16 protein-coding genes and 1 riboswitch are annotated in these 18,402 nt (G+C 74.3%); of the genes, 9 read left to right on the top strand and 7 right to left on the bottom strand.

Annotated features, from left to right (window positions below):
* Positions 1–47: 47 nt before the first annotated feature.
* Entirely contained in the window at positions 48–3,746 is a 3,699-nt protein-coding gene (gene cobN, locus J3486_RS20470) for a cobaltochelatase subunit CobN (protein ID WP_207822202.1), read from the bottom strand.
* 32 nt (positions 3,747–3,778) lie between these two features.
* Positions 3,779–3,902, bottom strand: a riboswitch (cobalamin riboswitch).
* 65 nt (positions 3,903–3,967) lie between these two features.
* On the opposite strand from cobN, the gene J3486_RS20465 reads away from it, so the two are divergent.
* From J3486_RS20465 to cobJ, 3 genes are read left to right on the top strand one after another with little or no spacing between them, the layout of a single operon-like run.
* Complete coding sequence (locus J3486_RS20465; RefSeq protein ID WP_229378326.1) at positions 3,968–5,083, top strand: cobalamin biosynthesis protein CobG; 1,116 nt, start codon at positions 3,968–3,970, stop codon at positions 5,081–5,083.
* Between the two features lie 14 nt (positions 5,084–5,097).
* Positions 5,098–5,754, top strand: a complete 657-nt coding sequence (locus tag J3486_RS20460) for a precorrin-8X methylmutase (RefSeq protein WP_207822197.1) — start codon at positions 5,098–5,100, stop codon at positions 5,752–5,754.
* Positions 5,751–7,268: a precorrin-3B C(17)-methyltransferase gene (cobJ, locus tag J3486_RS20455; protein ID WP_207822196.1), complete on the top strand. Its 1,518-nt coding sequence runs from the start codon at positions 5,751–5,753 to the stop codon at positions 7,266–7,268. Before J3486_RS20460 ends, cobJ begins: the two co-directional genes overlap by 4 nt.
* Here the strand turns inward: cobJ and J3486_RS20450 are convergent.
* The gene (locus J3486_RS20450; RefSeq protein ID WP_207822194.1) at positions 7,241–7,984 is read right to left on the bottom strand and encodes a cobalt-precorrin-6A reductase; all 744 of its coding nucleotides are present in this window, start codon (positions 7,982–7,984) and stop codon (positions 7,241–7,243) included. The two genes, cobJ and J3486_RS20450, sit on opposite strands and share 28 nt — an antisense overlap.
* 11 nt (positions 7,985–7,995) lie before the next feature.
* On the opposite strand from J3486_RS20450, the gene J3486_RS20445 reads away from it, so the two are divergent.
* Both J3486_RS20445 and J3486_RS20440 read left to right on the top strand, forming a co-directional pair.
* Positions 7,996–9,135 (top strand): cobalt-precorrin-5B (C(1))-methyltransferase, encoded by a 1,140-nt coding sequence (locus J3486_RS20445; protein WP_207822192.1) that lies wholly within the window; start codon positions 7,996–7,998, stop codon positions 9,133–9,135.
* A 136-nt stretch (positions 9,136–9,271) separates the two neighbouring features.
* Entirely contained in the window at positions 9,272–10,042 is a 771-nt protein-coding gene (locus J3486_RS20440) for a calcium-binding protein (protein WP_207822190.1), read from the top strand.
* Between the two features lie 27 nt (positions 10,043–10,069).
* Here the strand turns inward: J3486_RS20440 and J3486_RS20435 are convergent, their stop codons facing one another.
* On the bottom strand, positions 10,070–10,948 hold the full coding sequence (locus J3486_RS20435; protein WP_207822188.1) for an NAD(P)-dependent oxidoreductase: 879 nt from the start codon (positions 10,946–10,948) through the stop codon (positions 10,070–10,072).
* A 98-nt stretch (positions 10,949–11,046) separates the two neighbouring features.
* Here J3486_RS20435 and J3486_RS20430 point away from each other — a divergent pair, with 98 nt between their 5' ends.
* Positions 11,047–11,394 carry a helix-turn-helix domain-containing protein gene (locus J3486_RS20430; RefSeq protein WP_207822186.1) on the top strand — a complete coding sequence of 116 codons (348 nt, stop codon included), beginning with the start codon at positions 11,047–11,049 and terminating at the stop codon, positions 11,392–11,394.
* Here the strand turns inward: J3486_RS20430 and J3486_RS20425 are convergent.
* The 3 genes from J3486_RS20425 to cbiE all read right to left on the bottom strand — a co-directional run bounded on the left by J3486_RS20425 (position 11,381) and on the right by cbiE (position 14,345).
* The gene (locus tag J3486_RS20425) at positions 11,381–12,121 is read right to left on the bottom strand and encodes an MBL fold metallo-hydrolase (RefSeq protein ID WP_207822184.1); all 741 of its coding nucleotides are present in this window, start codon (positions 12,119–12,121) and stop codon (positions 11,381–11,383) included. The genes J3486_RS20430 and J3486_RS20425 overlap by 14 nt on opposite strands.
* Positions 12,122–12,329: 208 nt before the next feature.
* Positions 12,330–13,079, bottom strand: coding sequence for a precorrin-4 C(11)-methyltransferase (gene cobM / locus J3486_RS20420; RefSeq protein ID WP_207822182.1), 750 nt, complete (start codon positions 13,077–13,079; stop codon positions 12,330–12,332).
* A gap of 6 nt (positions 13,080–13,085) precedes the next feature.
* The gene (gene cbiE / locus J3486_RS20415; RefSeq protein ID WP_307804878.1) at positions 13,086–14,345 is read right to left on the bottom strand and encodes a precorrin-6y C5,15-methyltransferase (decarboxylating) subunit CbiE; all 1,260 of its coding nucleotides are present in this window, start codon (positions 14,343–14,345) and stop codon (positions 13,086–13,088) included.
* A 129-nt stretch (positions 14,346–14,474) separates the two neighbouring features.
* Between cbiE and J3486_RS20410 the strand changes: the two genes are divergently transcribed.
* Positions 14,475–14,885: a VOC family protein gene (locus tag J3486_RS20410; RefSeq protein WP_207822180.1), complete on the top strand. Its 411-nt coding sequence runs from the start codon at positions 14,475–14,477 to the stop codon at positions 14,883–14,885.
* Positions 14,886–14,997: 112 nt separating this feature from the next.
* A complete protein-coding gene (locus J3486_RS20405) occupies positions 14,998–16,830 on the top strand; it encodes a DUF6049 family protein (protein WP_207822178.1) in 1,833 nt (610 codons plus the stop codon).
* Here the strand turns inward: J3486_RS20405 and J3486_RS20400 are convergent.
* Positions 16,821–17,276, bottom strand: coding sequence for a hypothetical protein (locus tag J3486_RS20400; protein ID WP_207822176.1), 456 nt, complete (start codon positions 17,274–17,276; stop codon positions 16,821–16,823). The genes J3486_RS20405 and J3486_RS20400 overlap by 10 nt on opposite strands.
* Before the next feature lie 101 nt (positions 17,277–17,377).
* Here J3486_RS20400 and J3486_RS20395 point away from each other — a divergent pair, with 101 nt between their 5' ends.
* The gene (locus tag J3486_RS20395; RefSeq protein ID WP_207822174.1) at positions 17,378–18,394 is read left to right on the top strand and encodes a sodium-dependent transporter; all 1,017 of its coding nucleotides are present in this window, start codon (positions 17,378–17,380) and stop codon (positions 18,392–18,394) included.
* Positions 18,395–18,402 lie beyond the last annotated feature (8 nt).

The following is an 18,402-nucleotide window of genomic DNA, read 5'->3' as shown; positions in this document are numbered from 1 at the left end:
TCGTTCACCCGAATGGGCAAGCAGGCGCGTTTCCCCAGCTCAGCGCCCTACTCGTCGGCCTCCAGGTCGCCCTCCGTCTCCAGGTACACCTGGCGCAGGGCTTCCAGGACCGCCGGGTCCGGCTTCTCCCACATGCCGCGCGACTCGGCTTCGAGCAGCCGCTCCGCGATGCCGTGCAGGGCCCACGGGTTGGCCTCGGAGAGGAACTGGCGGTTGGTCTCGTCGAGGACGTACGTCTCCGTCAACTTGTCGTACATCCAGTCGGCGACCACGCCGGTCGTGGCGTCGTAGCCGAACAAGTAGTCCACGGTGGCGGCGAGTTCGAAGGCGCCCTTGTAGCCGTGGCGGCGCATCGCCTCGATCCACTTGGGGTTCACGACGCGGGCCCGGAAGACGCGGGACGTCTCCTCGACGAGGGTGCGGGTACGGACCGTCTCGGGGCGGGTCGAGTCGCCGATGTACGCCTCGGGGGCGGTGCCGCGCAGCGCGCGCACCGTGGCGACCATGCCGCCGTGGTACTGGAAGTAGTCGTCGGAGTCGGCGATGTCGTGCTCGCGGGTGTCCGTGTTCTTGGCGGCGACCGCGATCCGCTTGTAGGCCGTCTCCATCGCGTCGCGGGCCTGGCAGCCGTCGAGGCCGCGCCCGTACGCGTAGCCGCCCCACACCGTGTAGACCTCGGCCAGATCGGCGTCGGTGCGCCAGTCCTTGGAGTCGATCAGCTGGAGGAGGCCCGCGCCGTACGTTCCCGGGCGCGATCCGAAGATGCGGGTGGTGGCCCGGCGTTCGTCGCCGTGCTCGGCGACGTCCGCCTGGACGTGGGCGCGTACGTGGTTGACCTCGGCCGGCTCGTCGAGCGACGCCGCAAGGCGTACGGCGTCGTCGAGGAGGCCGATGACGTGCGGGAACGCGTCGCGGAAGAAGCCCGAGATGCGCAGGGTCACATCGATGCGGGGGCGGTTCAGTTCGGCGTACGGGATCGGCTCCAGGCCCGTCACGCGGCGCGAGGCGTCGTCCCAGACGGGGCGGACGCCGAGCAGCGCGAGGGCCTCGGCCACGTCGTCGCCCGCCGTGCGCATGGCACTGGTGCCCCACAGGGAGAGGCCGACGGAGGTGGGGTACGCGCCGTTGTCGTCCTGGTAGCGGGTGAGGAGGGAGTCGGCGAGGGCCTGGCCGGTCTCCCACGCGAGGCGGGACGGGACGGCCTTCGGGTCGACGGAGTAGAAGTTGCGGCCGGTCGGCAGGACGTTGACGAGGCCGCGCAGGGGGGAGCCGCTCGGGCCCGCGGGCACGAAGCGGCCCTCCAACGCGCGGACGGTGTGGTCGAGTTCGTCGGTGGTGGCGTTGAGACGGGGGACGACTTCGCGGGCGGCGAAGTCGAGGATGGCGGTGACGGCGTCCTCGGCCGGGCCGTGCTCACCGCCCTCCGCAGCGCCTGCCCGGTGCTGGGGTGCCGCCGTGCCCACCCTGCCGCCCAAGGCGGCGGACTGCCCAAGGCGGGTGGCCTCCTCCGGGTTCCAGCCGGCGGCCTCCATCGCTTCCACCAGGGCCCGCGCCATGGCCTCCGCCTCGTCGGCGGACGTACGGGTCGCGCTCGACTCGTCCAGGCCCAGCGCCTCCCGCAGGCCCGGCAGAGCCTGCGTGCCGCCCCAGATCTGGCGGGCCCGGAGGATCGCCAGGACGAGGTTGACGCGGTCGGCGCCGGCCGGCGCCTGGCCCAGGACGTGCAGGCCGTCGCGGATCTGGGCGTCCTTGACCTCGCAGAGCCAGCCGTCGACGTGCAGCAGGAAGTCGTCGAAGCCGTCGTCGTCCGGGCGGTCGTCGAGGCCCAGGTCGTGGTCGAGCTTCGCGGCCTGGATCAGGGTCCAGATCTGCGCGCGGATGGCGGGCAGCTTCGCCGGGTCCATGCTGCTGATCTGGGCGTACTCGTCGAGGAGTTGTTCCAGGCGGGCGATGTCGCCGTAGGAGTCGGCGCGGGCCATCGGCGGCACGAGGTGGTCGACGAGGGTGGCGTGGACGCGGCGCTTGGCCTGGGTGCCCTCGCCCGGGTCGTTCACGAGGAACGGGTAGACGAGCGGCAGGTCGCCGAGCGCGGCGTCCGGGCCGCACGCGGCGGACAGGCCCGCGTTCTTGCCGGGCAGCCACTCCAGGTTGCCGTGCTTGCCGAGGTGGATCATCGCGTCGGCGCCGAAGCCCCGGTCGTCGGCGGAGGCCGCGATCCAGCGGTAGGCCGCCAAGTAGTGGTGGGACGGCGGCAGATCGGGGTCGTGGTAGATCGCGATCGGGTTCTCGCCGAAGCCGCGCGGCGGCTGGATGAGGATGAGCAGGTTCCCGCGGCGCAGCGCGGCGAGCACGATGTCGCCCTCGGGGTTGCGGGACCGGTCGACGAACATCTCGCCGGGCGGCGGCCCCCAGTGCCGCTCGACCTGCTCGCGCAGCGAGAGCGGCAGCGTCGCGTACCAGCGCCTGTAGTCGGCGGCCGGGATGCGGACCGGGTTCTTGGCGAGCTGTTCCTCGGTGAGCCACTCCTGGTCGTGGCCGCCGGCCTCGATGAGCGCGCGGATCAGCTCGTCGCCGTCTGCGGAGACGAGGCCCGGGATGCCGGCCTCGTCCCCGAAGTCGTAGCCCTCCGCGATCAGCCGCCGCAGCAGCGCGATCGCCGACGCGGGGGTGTCGAGGCCGACCGCGTTGCCGATCCGGGAGTGCTTGGTCGGGTACGCGGACAGGACCAGGGCGAGCTTCTTGTCGGCGGCCGGGATGTGGCGCAGGCGCGCGTGGCGCACGGCGATCCCGGCGACACGGGCGGCGCGCTCGGCGTCGGCGACGTACGCCGGGAGCCCGTCCTCGTCGATCTCCTTGAAGGAGAACGGGACGGTGATCAGGCGCCCGTCGAACTCCGGCACCGCGATCTGGCTCGCGGCGTCCAGCGGCGAGACGCCCTCGTCGTTCTCCTCCCAGTCGGACCGGGACGAGGTCAGGCACAGGGCCTGGAGGATCGGCACGTCGAGCCCGGTCAGCGCGCCCGCGTCCCACGCCTCGTCGTCGCCGCCCGCGCTCGCCTCCGCGGGGCGGGTGCCGCCCGCGGCGAGCACGGTGGTGACGATCGCGTCGGCCGCGCCGAGCGCCTCGATCAGCTCGGGCTCGGGGGCCCGCAGGGAGGCCACGTACAGCGGGAGCGGACGGGCTCCGGCGTGCTCGACCGCGTCGCAGAGGGCGTGCACGAAGGCCGTGTTGCCGCTCATGTGGTGGGCGCGGTAGTAGAGCACGGCGACGGTCGGACCGTCGGTCGTCGCGGCGGTGCGCTCCAGGGATCCCCAGGTGGGAGCGGGCGCAGGCGCCTCGAAGCCGTGGCCGGTCAGCAGCACGGTGTCGGAGAGGAACCGGGCGAGCTGGGCGAGGTTCGCGGGACCGCCGTGCGCCAGGTACTTGTGGGCCTCGGCGGCGATGCCGACGGGCACCGTGGAGGCCGCCATCAGCTGCGCGTCGGGGGCCTGTTCACCGCTGAGCACCACGAGCGGGATCCCGGCGGCGGACAGCCGGTCGATGCCGTCCTGCCAGGCACGGACCCCGCCCAGGAGCCGTACGACGACCAGGCCGACGCCGTCGAGGAGCGCGTCGAGGTCGTCCAGCGGGAGCCGGGAGGGGTTCGCGAAGCGGTACGAAACCGGCGTGCCGGCCGTCGTGTTCGCCGCGCGGGCGCTGAGCAGGTCGGTGTCGGAGGTCGACAGGAGCAGAAGCTGCTGAGGCATGCGTCGGCGGCCCTTCCTCGGGGTGTCCGCGCCCCGGGTGGTCGTTGGACGGCGGGAGTTCCTGGCTCACTCCGCTGTTGCGGAGCTCACAGTGGCGGGACCGCGCCGGATTCACACCGGGCTTCCTCCCCTTTTGCCGTCGATGGCACGCTCATCGTACGGGTCGGGGCGACGGGCCGGTACGGGATGCCGGTCACAGGCCCATGGGTATGCTCCCCGGCATGTCCGCCTCCCCCGATCCCCCCATATCCGCAGGTACCGGCACGTCCGGCGACGCCTGCCCCGGCGCGCTGCGGCTGCACGCCGCCGACGACGGGTTCCTGGCGCGGGTGCGCATACCCGGCGGGGTGCTGACGGCGGACCAGGCGCGGGCGCTCGGCGCGCTGTCCGCCCGGCTCGGGGACGGGGCGCTGCACCTCACGTCGCGGGGGAACGTGCAGCTGCGCGGAGTGCGCGACGGCTGCGGCGGCGCTCTGGCGGAGGCGTTGGCCGCGGCCGGACTGCTGCCGTCCCCGGCCCACGAACGGGTCCGCAACGTCGTGGCGTCGCCGATGTCCGGGCTCGACGGCCTCGGATCCGTCGACGTACGCGGCTGGCTGCGCGCGCTCGACGCGGAGTTGTGCGCGAGCGCGGTCACCCCGGGGCTCTCCGGCCGGTTCCTGTTCGCGCTGGACGACGGCCGCGGCGACGTCGCGGCGCTCGGCCCCGACGTGCTGGTGCGGGGGCTGCCCGGGGGCGACGCCGAGGTGTCGCTCGGGGAGGCACGGTTCCGGGTGGCGCACGGGGACGCGGCACGGGCGGCGGTGATCGCGGCGGAGGTCTTCGTGACGGCGGCGCGCGAGGCCCCGGGCCGGACCTGGCGCGTCGCCGAACTGACCCTTTCACGAGCCGAGTTGGAGGCCCGGCTCGTGTCGGCCGGCCTGCGGGGCGAGGTGGCCGACGGACCCGCCGCGGCGGCCACGCCCGCCGAGCCCGCCGGACTCGCCCTTCCCTTCGGCACGGCCACCCCCGAGAAGTGGGCCGAACTCACCGAACTGGCCGCTCGACTCCCCGCCCAGGAACTGCGCCTGACCCCCTGGCGCCGGGTCGTCGTGCCCGGCGCACCCGCCGACCCTGACACCCCGTGGACCCGCCTCGGCGCCTGCATCGGCAGCCGGGGCTGCGCCAAGGCCCACACCGACGTACGGGCCGACGCCGCACCCCGGCACCCCGAACTCCCCACGTACTGGTCCGGCTGCGAGCGCCGCTGCGGCCACCCGACCGGGCCGTACGTCGACGTCACGGCCAGGACCGACGGCACGTACACGACCACCACCCGTACCACGCACCCCAGTTGAGAGAGCCGAACCTCATGTCCTTGTACGACTACGAGAAGGACGGCGCGGCGATCTACCGCGAGTCCTTCGCCACCATCCGCGCGGAGGCCGCGGACGGCCTCGCCGCCCTGCCCGCCGACGTCGCCCAGGTGGCGGTCCGCATGATCCACGCCTGCGGCCAGGTGGATCTCGTACAGGACATCGGCCACTCCCCGGCCGTCGTGGCGAAGGCCCGCGCCGCCCTGCGCGCGGGCGCGCCGATCCTCTGCGACGCGCACATGGTCGCGAGCGGCGTCACGCGCAAGCGGCTGCCCGCCGACAACGAGGTGATCTGCACGCTCCGGGACCCCCAAGTCCCGGCGCTCGCGGCCAAGTTGGGCACGACCCGCAGCGCGGCGGCGCTCGAACTGTGGCGGGACCGGCTCGACGGCGCGGTCGTCGCGATCGGCAACGCCCCCACCGCCCTGTTCCACCTCCTCGAAATGATCGCGCAGGGCGCCCCGCGCCCGGCGGCCGTGCTCGGCATCCCGGTCGGCTTCGTCGGCGCGGCCGAGTCGAAGGACGCGCTCGCCGCCAGCGACCTGGGACTTGAGCACCTGATCGTGCGGGGCAGGCGCGGCGGCAGCGCGATCACGGCGGCGGCGCTGAACGCCCTCGCCACCGAGGCGGAGATCATGGAGGACCGCGCATGAGCGGCAAGGCGACCGGCAGGCTCTACGGCGTCGGACTCGGCCCGGGGGACCCGGAGCTGATGACGGTGGCCGCGGTGAAGGCCGTCGCGGGCGCGGACGTCATCGCGTACCACTGCGCACGGCACGGCCGGTCCATAGCCCGCTCGATCGCCGCGGAGCACATCCGCGAGGACCAGATCGAGGAGCGGCTGATGTACCCGCTCACCGTCGAGACGACGGACCACCCCGGCGGCTACCGCGGCGCCCTCGACGACTTCTACGCCGAGGCCGCCGCCACGCTCGCCGCCCACCTGGACGCGGGCCGCACGGTGGCCGTCCTCGCCGAGGGCGACCCGCTGTTCTACGGCTCGTACCAGCACATGCACAAGCGTCTCGCCGACCGGTACGAGACGACGGTCATCCCCGGCGTGACCTCCATCAGCGCGGCCGCGGCCCGCCTCGGCGAGCCGCTGTGCGAGGACACCGAGACCCTCACCGTCATCCCGGGCACGCTGCCCGAGGACGAGCTGACGGCGCGGATCGCGGCGGCGGACTCGGCGGTGGTGATGAAGCTGGGCCGCACCTTCCCCAAGGTCCGTACGGCGCTGGAGCGTTCGGGCCGCCTGGAGGGCGCCCGGTACGTGGAGCGCGCCTTCATGGCGGGCGAGCGCACGGGCGCGCTGGCGAACGTCGACCCGGCCTCCGTCCCGTACTTCTCGGTGGCGGTGCTCCCGTCGCGCATCGACGCCGAGCCGGCCGAGGATCCGGCCCGCGGCGAGGTCGTGGTCGTCGGCACGGGCCCCGCGGGCGCCCCCTGGCTGACCCCCGAGTCGCGCGGCGCGCTCGCCGCCGCCGACGACCTGGTCGGTTACACGACCTACCTGGACCGGGTCCCGTCCCGGCCCTGGCAGCGCCGCCACGGCTCGGACAACAAGGTGGAGTCGGAGCGCGCCGAGATGGCCCTCGACCTGGCGCTGCGCGGCCGCCGCGTCGCGGTCGTGTCGGGCGGTGACCCGGGCGTCTTCGCGATGGCGACGGCGGTCCTCGAAGTCGCCGCCGAGGAGCGCTACGCGGACATCGACGTCCGCGTGCTGCCCGGGGTGACCGCGGCCAACGCGGCGGCGGCCAAGGCGGGCGCCCCGCTCGGCCACGACTACGCGACCATCTCGCTGTCCGACCGCCTCAAGCCGTGGGAGGTCATCGCGGAGCGCCTGCACGCGGCGGCCGCCGCCGACCTGGTGATCTCGCTCTACAACCCGGGCTCGCGCAGCCGCACCTGGCAGGTCGCGAAGGCCCGCGAGCTGCTGCTCGAACACCGCGCCCCGGACACCCCGGTGGTCGTGGCGCGGGACGTGGGCGGCCCGCAGGAGCAGGTCCGCGTGGTGCGGCTGACCGATCTCGACCCGGCCGAGGTCGACATGCGCACGCTGCTGATCGTCGGCTCGTCGCAGACGCGGGCGGTGCCCCGGGGCGCGGACGGGCGGACGGTGGCGTGGACGCCGCGGCGCTATCCGCAGGCCCCGGCCGACCGCTGAACCCAGTGGGCGGCCTCCTCGACGGTGGCCGCCACCGCCACCCCCTGCGGCACCGGCGGCCGGCGCACCACGACCACCGGGATCCCCGCCTCCCGCGCGGCGGTCAGCTTGGCGGCGGTGGCGGCGGCGCCGCTGTCCTTCGTCACCAGGACGTCGATGCGGTGGCGGGCGATGAGCTCCCGCTCCCCTTCGAGGGTGAACGGGCCGCGGTCGAGCAGCACCTCCATGTGCGGCGGGCACGGCGGCTCGGACGCGTCCACGGACCGTACGAGGAAGAACGCGTCGTCGATCCCGGCGAACGCGGCGAGCCCCGTCCGCCCCGTGGTCAGGAAGACCCGCCCGCCGAGCCCGCGCACCAGGTCCGCCGCCTCGTCGAGGGAGGCGGCCTCCCGCCAGTCGTCGCCCGCCACCGGCACCCAGCCGGGGCGGCGCAGCGCCAGCAGGGGAACATGGGCGGTGGCCGTGGCCCCGGCCGCGTTGAAACTGATCCGCTCCGCGAAGGGATGGGTGGCGTCGATGACCGCGTCCACGGCGTGCTGCCCGATCCACCGCGCCATGCCCTCGGGCCCGCCGAAGCCGCCGATCCGCACCTCGCCCGCCGGGAGCCGGGGCGCGGCGACCCGGCCCGCCAGGGAGCTGGTCACGCGGACGCGCGGGTGCAGGGTCGCCGCGAGGCGGCGGGCCTCCGTGGTTCCGCCGAGAATGAGTACGTGCATCGGGACACTCCATGACTGAACCGGCAGAAGCAGCGGCGACGGCGGCGAAGGGCGGTCGCGGCGCCCAACTCAAGCACACCGGTCTGCGGCCCGGCTGGACGACCGGGGCCTGTGCGACGGCGGCGACCACGGCCGCGTACACCGCACTGCTGACCGGCGACTTCCCCGACCCGGTGACGATCACCCTGCCCAAGGGGCAGACGCCGTCCTTCGCGCTCGCGGTGGAGACGTTCGGTACGGGCACGGCGACGGCCGGGGTCGTGAAGGACGCGGGCGACGACCCGGACGTCACACACGGCGCGCTGGTCCGCTCGACGGTCCGGGTGCTGCCGCCCGGCGCTGGGGTCGTCTTCCGGGCGGGCCCCGGGGTCGGCACGGTCACCCGGCCCGGGCTGCCGCTGGAGGTGGGCGAGCCCGCCATCAACCCGGTGCCGCGGCAGATGATGCGCGACCACGTGGCCCGGGTCGCGGCCGGGCACGGCGGCACCGGTGACGTCGAGATCACCGTCTCCATCGACCACGGCGAGGAGATCGCCCGCTCCACCTGGAACCCGCGCCTGGGCATCCTCGGCGGCCTCTCCGTGCTCGGCACCACCGGCATCGTCGTGCCGTACTCCTGCTCGGCGTGGATCGACTCGATCCGGCGGGGCGTGGACGTGGCGCGGGCCGCGGGCCGCACGCACGTGGCGGGGTGCACGGGCTCGACGTCCGAGAAGACGGTGGTCCGCGAACACGCGCTGCCCGAGGACGCGTTGCTGGACATGGGCGACTTCGCGGGCGCCGTCCTGAAGTACATCCGGCGGCACCCGGTCGACCGGCTCACGATCTGCGGCGGCTTCGCGAAGCTGTCGAAACTGGCGGCCGGGCACCTGGACCTGCACTCGGCGCGCTCCCAGGTCGACAAGGGTTTCCTCGCCGAACTGGCCCGCAGGGGCGGCGCGCCGGACGAGCTGGCGGCGGCGGTCGCGGAGGCCAACACCGGGCTCGCCGCGCTCCAGTTGTGCGCGGCGGCCGGGGTGCCGCTCGGCGACCTGGTGGCGGCCGAGGCCCGCGACCAGGCGCTGCTCGTGCTGCGCGGGGCGCCGGTCGCGGTCGACGTGATCTGCATCGACCGGGCGGGGAACGTGGTGGGCCGCAGCACGGTGCGCTGACCCGGCGCCGCCAGGACGCACGGGACGCGCGGGACGCACGGGGCGCACGGGGCGCACGGGGCGCACAACCAATGCGCCCCGCCGAGTGTCTTCACCTCGCCCGGACAGAGATCCGGCTCACTCCCGCTGGAGAACCATGCGCATCCGTACGGCCGCCACCGCCGCGTGCGGCACCCTGACGCTGCTCGCCCTGCTCGCCCCCGCCGCGCAGGCGGACACCCACAAGGGCGACACGACGATCACGTCCTTCTCGTTCAGCAGGTCCACCGTGAACGTCGGCGTCAGCGCCGCCCAGTCCCTGACCGTCTCGGCGACCGCCAAGGACGACTCCGGGATCAAGGGCATCTACGGCGACAAGCTGATCACCCCCGACGGCCACGTCGTCTTCCCCGACGACGCCTCCTGCTCGCGGCCCACGTCCACGACGATGAAGTGCTCCTGGACGTACTCGCTGGACGCGAACGCCACCGACGACTACGCGGACCTGAAGAACAGCTACGCCGGCACGTGGCACTTCGACGGCGAGGTCGCGGCCAACGACCAGGACTTCTACACGATCGACACCAGCAAGACCGTCAAGGTGAAGCGGTACGCGAAGCTGACCGCCACCCAGGCGAGCCCCGAGCCGGTCGTCAAGGGCCGCGGCCTGACGGTGACGGGCACGCTGACCCGGGCCAACTGGAACACGAACGTCTACGCCGGTTACACCTCGCAGAAGGTGGCCCTGCAGTTCAAGAAGTCCGGCTCGTCGACGTACTCGACCGTGAAGACGGTGACCACGGACGGCTCGGGGAAGCTGAAGACGACGGTCACGGCGAACTACGCGGGCACCTGGCGCTGGAAGTTCGCGGGGACGGGGACGACGAGCGCGGTCACGGCGACGGGTGACAGCGTCGCCCTGAAGTAGCCCCCGGGGAGGCTCCCGGGGCACGGGTCAGCGGGTCGACAGCAGATCCACCACCCCCGTCAGATCCTCCTTGCCGTCCCCCTCGGCCAGCCGCCGGCGCATCAACTCCACGTAGGGCGTGAGCAGTTCGGTGCTCACGCCCTGCTGGTCGGCGGTCTCCAGCAGGGTCGTCGTGCCGGCCACCTGCATGGCGAGGTGGGAGACGACGTTCGTGGTGTAGTCGCCGCTGCGCAGCTGGTCGGCGGTCCGGTGGACCGACGCGGACATCGCGACGAGCCAGTCGGCGAGCAGCGGGGCGAAGCCCACCGGGTCGACGTCCTCCTTCGCGATCAGGGCGAAGGCGTGCGCGGCCCCGGCGAACATCCCGTACATGGCGCTGAGCAGCGCCACGTCGTGCAGGGCGGCGAGCCCGGCGTCCTCGCCCACGTACTTCGTGCCGACGGGCACGGCCAGCGTCTCGCGGTGCCGCTCGAACACGTCCGGGGCGCCGCTGTAGAAGACGTAGCCGCCGGCCTCCGGGACACCGACCATCGGCGGTACGGCCATGATCCCGCCGTCCAGATAACGGGCGCCGCGCTCCCGGGCCCACTCGGCGCGGGCGCGGGCCTGCGCCGGGGTCCCGGTGGTCAGGTTCACCAGGTCCCGGCCGTCCAGCGCCGCTTCCTCCAGCACCGTGCCGACGGACGCGTCGTCCAGCAGGCAGGCCACGACGAGCCCGCCTCCGGCGACCGCCTCGGCGGCGCTGTCCGCGACCCGCGCGCCCTCGGCGGCGAGGGCGGCGGCGCGGGCCGGGGTGCGGTTCCAGACGGTGACGGGGTGGCCGGCGGCGAGCCAGGCGCGGGCGAGGGCGGTCCCCATGGCGCCGAGACCCAGCACCACAACGTTCTCAACAGGCTTCTTCGTCATGCCAGTTAGGCTGAACCCGGCCGCAAAGGTGATCAAGTACGCACTTCGAAGTGGGTGGTTACCCCGAAGTGAGTGACGAGGTCGGACAGGGGGACGCAATGACGACTGTGAACCGGCCGGGCACACCGGACGGGCACCGCTGTGGGCTCGACACCGCGATGGAGGTGATCGGCGGCAAGTGGAAGGTGCTGATCCTGTGGGCCCTGCACGAGCACCCGCACCGCCGCTTCGGCGAGCTGCGCCGCCTGGTCCCCGGCATCACCGAGAAGGTCCTCGCCTCCCACCTCCAGGAGATGGAGGCCGACGGCATCGTGCGCCGCGTCGCGTACGACGAGGTCCCGCCGCGCGTCGAGTACTCACTGACCGAGGCGGGCACCCGCCTCAACACGGCGCTGGAGCCGCTGTCGCGGTGGGGCAGCGGGCACGCCACCGTCAGAGCGCGATGACCAGGCCGGGTGCGGCCACGTCGACGGGCCCCCGGTAGAGCCGGGCCGCGACCTCCCTGGCGCCGTCCGGCGCGGTCCCGGGCCACAGATGGGTGAGGGCGAGCCGGGCGGCACCGGCCTGCTCGGCGTACTGCCCGGCCAGCCGCGCGGTCAGCAGGTACGGCGCGTCGACGGCCGGCACCTCGTGCACGTGAGTGGCCTCCGACAGCAGCAGGTCCGCGCCGTGGGCGAGCCGGGTGATGTCCGGGCTCGGCCCCGTGTCGCCGGTGTAGGCGAGCGCGGCGCGCGGCGTCGAGAGCCGGATGCCCGCGTTCGGCACATGGTGCGGCAGCAGCCGGGTGTCGACCCGGAACGGCCCGATCCCGAACCCCTCGCCGGGCCTGAACTCCCGCAACCGGTACGCCTCGGCGAGCATCCCTGGACGGTCGAGCGCCAGCACCGCGTCGACGGCACCGTACGGCGCGTACACCGGCAGCGGGGCCGGCGGACGGTCGCTCAGGCCGCGCGCCCGCAGCAGGGGGTTGAGGTCCGCGCAGTGATCGGGGTGCCCGTGGCTGACCAGCACGGCGTCGACGGCGTCGGCCGTGGTGCGGGCGAGCAGCCGCGGCAGCGTGGCGTACCCGGGGTCGACCAGCAGCCGGAACCCCTCGTCCTCGACGAGGTACCCGCTGCACGCCTGCTCCGCCGTGGGCCATGCCCCACATCCACCGAGAACCGTCAGCCGCATGCCACGGAACACTAGGGCCTGCCCGGCGCCCGGCCCAACTCGCTTGCGCACGCGCCGCGTTGCGGGACTACGCCGCCCGCAGCACCAGCGCCCGCCACGGTACGAGGCCCGGCGTGCCGGCCGCGGAGTCGCGGTCCGGGGCGGTCGTCCATGGGGCCAGTGTCCGGCGGGCCGGGCCGCCGCGCCCAGGGGCCTTCGGCCCCCGCGTTCAGCACACGTGCCGGTCGCGTTCCGTCGAGTACAGGTGGCTGTCGCGGAACTGGGACGCGCCCAGGGTGCGGCCGACCAGGATCACCGCGGTGCGCAGCACGCCCGCCTTCTTCACCTGGTCCGCGATGTCGCCGAGCGTGCCGCGCAGGACGAGTTCGTCGGGGCGGCTCGCGTAGGCGACGACCGCGGCCGGGCAGTCCGCGCCGTAGTGGGGGGTCAGCTCCGCCACGATCCGGTCGACGTAGCGGGCGCCCAGGTGCAGGACCAGGAGCGCGCCCGACGCGCCCAGCGTCGCCAGGTCCTCGCCGGGCGGCATCGGCGTCGCCTGCTGGGCGATGCGGGTCAGGATCACCGTCTGGCCGACCGTGGGCACCGTCAGCTCCCGCTTGAGCGCCGCTGCCGCCGCCGCGAACGCGGGGACACCCGGCACGACCTCGTACGGGATGCCGTGCGCGTCCAGGCGGCGCATCTGCTCCGCCACCGCCGAGAACACCGACGGGTCGCCGGAGTGCAGCCGGGCCACGTCCAGGCCCGCCTCGTGCGCCGCGACCAGCTCGCGTTCGATGGCGTCCAGGTCGAGGTTCGCCGTGTCGATCAGGCGGGCGCCCCGCGGGCACTCGTCGAGGAGCTCGCGCGGGACCAGCGAACCCGCGTACAGGCACACCTGGCAGGCCGCCAGCGTGCGCGCGCCGCGCAGGGTGATCAGGTCGGCCGCGCCCGGTCCCGCTCCGATGAAGTAGACGGTCATCGATCCTCAGCCCCTGTCGCCGTTCGTTCTCGTTACCGACCATTGCGTCACCGGCATCGCCTGTCGCCAGCCCGTGAAGCCGCCCACCGGGACCGCGTGCGCCACCGAGAGCTTCACCAGCTCCCCGCCGTGGCGGCGGTACCACTGCGTGAGCAGCGCCTCCGACTCCAGCGTCACCGTGTTCGCGACGAGCCGGCCGCCGGGCGCCAGCGCGTCCCAGCAGGCGTCCAGCAGCCCCGGCGCCGTCAGCCCGCCGCCGATGAACACCGCGTCGGGGGGCGGGAGTTCGGCGAGCGCCTGCGGGGCCGCGCCCGTCACCACGCCGAGCGCGGGTACGCCCAGGCGGGCCGCGTTGCGCTCGATGCGCCGCGCCCGCTCCGGCGAGCGTTCCACCGCGTACGCCCGGCACGACGGGTGCGTGCGCATCCACTCCACGCCGATCGAGCCCGAGCCGCCGCCCACGTCCCACAGGAGTTCGCCGGGGGCCGGGGCGAGCGCCGCGAGGGTCGCGGCGCGGATGTGGCGCTTGGTGAGCTGGCCGTCGTTCTCGTACGCCGCGTCGGGCAGGCCGGGGGTGGCGCCCAGGCGCAGCGCGTCCGCGTCCCGCACGCAGGCGACCGCGATCACGTTCAGCGGGTCGCCGGGCGGGTGCGGCCAGTCGCGCGCCACTGCCTCGTACGCGGTCTCCGCCTCGCCGCCCAGCTGCTCCAGGACCGTCATGCGGCTCGCGCCGAAGCCCCGGTCGGTCAGCAGGGCCGCCACCCGCGCCGGGGTGTCCGCGCCCGCCGACAGGACCAGGATCCGGCGGCCGTCGTGCAGCGCCGCCGCCAGCCGGTCCACGGGGCGGCCCACCAGCGTCACCGTCTCGGTCTCCTCCAGCGGCCAGCCGAGCCGGGCGCAGGCGTAGGAGACGGAGGACGGGTGCGGCAGCACATCGAAGGCGTAGGCGTGGGCGCTCACGGTCTCCGTGAGGGTGCGGCCGATGCCGTAGAACATCGGGTCGCCGCTCGCCAGGACCGCGACGCGGCGGCCGGCGTACCGCTTCAGGAGGCCGGGGACGGCGGGCCGCAGCGGCGAAGGCCACGCGACCCGTTCGCCGGGGCAGGCGTCGTCGGGGAGCAGCGCGAGCTGGCGCGGGCCGCCGATCAGCACCTCCGCCCCGGCGAGGGCGGCGCGGGACGCGGGCGGCAGGCCCGGCCAGCCGTCGGCGCCGATCCCGACGACGGCCGCACTCGGTATCGCGGGGTGGTCGTTCGCGGGAGTCACTGCCTGGTACCTCGTGCCGGGTGCGTCATGCTCGGGAGACCGCATCAAGAACGTCAAGAACGTCAACGTCGGGAGCCGCACTCTATCGGGCGACATCGGCTCCCCCGCCGAGCGCCCCAGGGAGCAGCGATGTGCCGGACCCCTCTCATCGGACGGCTCGCGCCGATCATGCCGAGCCGCGACCTGACCGTCACCCTCGACTTCTACGCCTCTCTCGGCTTCGCGGCCGGCGCCCACTACCCGGACGACGGCTACCTGATCCTCGTCCGTGACGCCGCAGAGCTGCACTTCTACCACGCGCCCGACACCGACCCCCTGACCGCGGCGCACGCCGCGTACCTGCGGCTCGACGGCGGCGCGCACGTCGCCGACACCCTTCACGAGGAGTGGAGCGCGACCGGTCTGAGCGGCGACCCGTACGCGACGCCGCGGCTCGTCGAGCCCGACGACACGGTGTACGGGATGCGGGAGTTCGCCCTGGTGGACCCGGACGGGAATCTGCTGCGGATCGGCGCGGTGCTGGAGCCCACCGAAGGCTGAGACCGACGCGCCGCCCGGCGTCGCGGTCCGCGGAACCGTCCCCTCCACGGTGTTACCTCGAACCACCGATACACCGGTAGACCGGTACACCGAGCGGGAGGAACGGACGGACATGGCTAGGGCGTACGGGGCGGCGCGGGCCTGGGTCGTGTCGGCCATGGTGCTCGGGGCATCCACGACCGGGGTGCAGGCGCACGCCGCGGACGACGACAGCGCGGGACACGCCGCCGTGGTCTGGCCGGTGACGGCCCGCCCGCACATGACGGCGGCGGCGCTCGGCTCCGGCTCGACGGCGCAGGCCGTCTTCGACGACGACGAGCTGGCCGGTCTGTTCGCCGAGGGCGGGCGGCTGCGCGAGGTCGTCGAGGCCGGCAAGGGGCGCGGGGTGAGCTGGGTCGTCGACCCGGACCTCGTCATCGCCGCGCAGGCCATGGCGGACGGCTACCGCGTCGCCGACAGCGCCGGGTCCTCCAGCCCGCAGGACAGCACGCGGGGCACCGGGCAGAGCGCCGCCCGCGCCTGGCTGTCCGAGCTCAGGGACGCGGTCGGCGGGCAGGACGTGTGGCTGCTGCCGTACGCCGACACCGACCTGGCGTCCCTCGCCCACCACCCCTCCTCCGACACCGACGACCTGACGGAGGTCGTCACGGGCCTCGCGGACAGTGCCAAGAAGCAGGTCGACTCGATCCTCGGGACCGGCACCCGCGCCGGGCTCGGCTGGCCCGCCGACGGCGCCGTCGACACCCGGGTCACCGGTCTCGCCGGCAAGCTCGGGGTGACGCGGCTGCTGACCTCGGGGCAGGGCGTCGGCCCCGCCGGGGACTCACCCCTCACCCTCGGCAGCGGCGACGACGCGATCACGGCGCTGCCGTACGACACGGACGTGACGACGGCCCTCGCCGGCATCAAGGACCAGGACGGCGACGGCTCCTTGGCCTCTCCCTCACCGTCGGGCTCGTCCCCGGCCCCCGCCGCCTCCGCGTCCGCGCCGTCCACCTCGACCGGCTCCCCGAGCCCCAGCCCTTCCGCGTCGGCGTCCGCGGAACCCGACACCCCCGACGACGCCACCGTCAGCCGCGTCACCGCGCTCCTGAAGGCGAACACCCGCCCCGTCCTCGTACCGCCCCGCGATCTGTCCGGCACCGCGGCGAACGCGCTCGCCGCCGCGCTCGACTCCGGCACTGACGACGGCTGGCTGGACCTGGAGGGGATCCGCACCGCCGACAACGACCCGGTGACCGGGCGGATCGGCACCCCGTCCGACTATCCGGGCCGGCTCCGGTCCGGCGAGCTGACGGCCGATCAACTCACTTCAGTGGCAGGTGACTTGGACGGCCTCGCCACGCTTTCCAAGGTGCTCGCCGACCCGAAGGTCACCACGGCCTCCGTGCACGCGGCGATGGCCCGCGCCCTGTCGACGGCCTGGCGCGCCCTGGACGACTCCGACCAGGAGACGTTCCAGCAGCGCACCAGCGACTTCCTGAGCACGTCCGTGGCGTCGCTGCGGCTCGTCCCGAAGACCACCGTCACACTCACCTCCGGCGACGCCACCGTCCCGGTCACCGTCGACAACGGCCTCCAGCAACCGGTCTCCGGGCTCGAACTGCGCGTCAGCTCCAGCGACGCGGAACGGCTGAAGGTCAACGACGGGACGCTGTCCGTGGAGGCCGCGGGCTCCGCCAGCCACACCTCGCAGGTCGGCGTCACCGCGAAGGCCAACGGCAAGGCCCGGATCACCGCCCAGCTCTACACCACCAGCGACGGCAGGCCGTGGGGCGACCCCATGACGTTCGAGGTCGACGTCACGTCCGTGTCGTCGGGGGCGATCGCCGTGGTCGCCGCGGGCGTGGGCCTGATCGTGCTGGCCGCCGCGTTCCGGATGCACCAGGTGCGCAGACGGCGCGCGGCGCAACAGCCCCCCGACTCCGAGGACGTTCAGGACTGAGCCCGGCGCAGCGTCCGCAGGATCAGCCACTGGTCGCCCCACGCCAGCACGGTGCCGAGCACGGCCATCACGATGCCGACGGTCACCCCGCCGACGGCGCTGCCGGCCGCGAACCCGGCCGCGCCGAGCCCGGCGTGCACCACGAACCGCAGGGCGATCAGGCCGAACGCGAGCAGCCGGGTGCGCTTGTTCTTCCACAGCGCCTTCATCAGCCGCATCCGCGTCTTGAGGACGGTGAGCGAGAGCACCAGGTTGAGGACGATCAGGGCCGGCAGCACCGCGGTCATCGCCGGGTCGACGCGGGAGACGTCGAAGATCCCGGCGAAGCAGCCCGCGATCGGGAAGTACCAGAGCGGCAGCCCCTTGAAGTCCACCGGCACCCCGGCCCGCGCCTTGTCCCCGGCCTGCGTGGTCTGCGTGGTCTCCGTCAGCGTGCTCGCGCCCATGTCCCCGCCCCCTGCGATGCGTTCCGTTTCCGACACCACTGAGCATCGCGGAGCGGGGGTGCGCGGCGGCAGAGCGAGCCGTCCCGACTCCCTGAGTACAAATGTCACGGTGCGCGTGTCACGGCCCGTTCTTACCCGCGAGCCCTACGCTCCGCCGCGTGCGCCGCCATCTCAGCCGGTACGTCGCCGTGGCCTACGCCGCCGCGGTGCTCGTCCCGCTCCCCCACCGCATCGCCGCCCCGTTCCTGCCGTGTCTGCTCGCCCTGATCATGTTCAGCGCGGGACTCCAGGTGCCGGTCAGGGAACTCACCCATCTCCTGCGCAGGCCACGGGCGTTGCTCGCCGGGCTCGCCGTGCATCTCACCGCCCCCCTGCTGATCGTCCCGGCCGTCGCCTGGGCCCTGCACCACTCGCCGGACACCGACGGCGGCAGCGGAGTGACCGCCGCCGTCATCCTCACCGTCGCGATGCCGGTCGCGGCCGGGGCCACCGTGTGGACGGGGCGCGGCAACGGCGACCAGCCCACCATGGTCGGCCTGGTGCTGCTGTCCACGCTGCTGAGCCCGCTGACCGTCCCGCTCACCGTGGCCGCCCTCGCGCCGCTGCTCTCCGGCACGTACGCCGCCACGCTCACCGCCGTCGCCCACGACACCGGCTCCGGGCTCGCCCTGACCGGGGTGCTGCTGCCCTGCGCCGCGGGCATCGCGATCCGGCTGCTGCTGCCGGAGCGGCCGCTGGCGCGGGTGCGCGGGGTCGTCCTGCCCACCGCGCTGGTCGGCTCGCTCGTCCTGACGTACGCGAACGCGGGCGGCGCCATCGGCCCCTTCCTGGCCCGCCCGCGGTTCCTGCTGCTCGGGGCCGCGCTCGCGGTCGCGGCCACGGTCTGCGCGGTGTCGTTCGCGCTCGGCCGGATCACGGCGCGGGTGCTGCGTCTGGACCGGCCCGCGGGGGCGTCGGTGACGCTGGCCTGCGGGATGAACAACAGCAGCGCGAGCGCCGTGCTCGTCTCGGCCGCGCTGCCGGACCGGCCGCATGTGCTGCTGCCGGTCCTGGCCTACGGGATGCTGCAGAAGCTCGCCGCGAACCGGGTGGTGACGCGGGCCATACGGGCCTCGTGACCCGTCCC

It is taken from the genome of Streptomyces sp. VRA16 Mangrove soil, from assembly GCF_017377775.1.
Taxonomy (GTDB): domain Bacteria; phylum Actinomycetota; class Actinomycetes; order Streptomycetales; family Streptomycetaceae; genus Streptomyces.
Note: the sequence above shows the minus strand (reverse complement) of the source record. Positions and strands in the feature narration are given on the sequence as shown.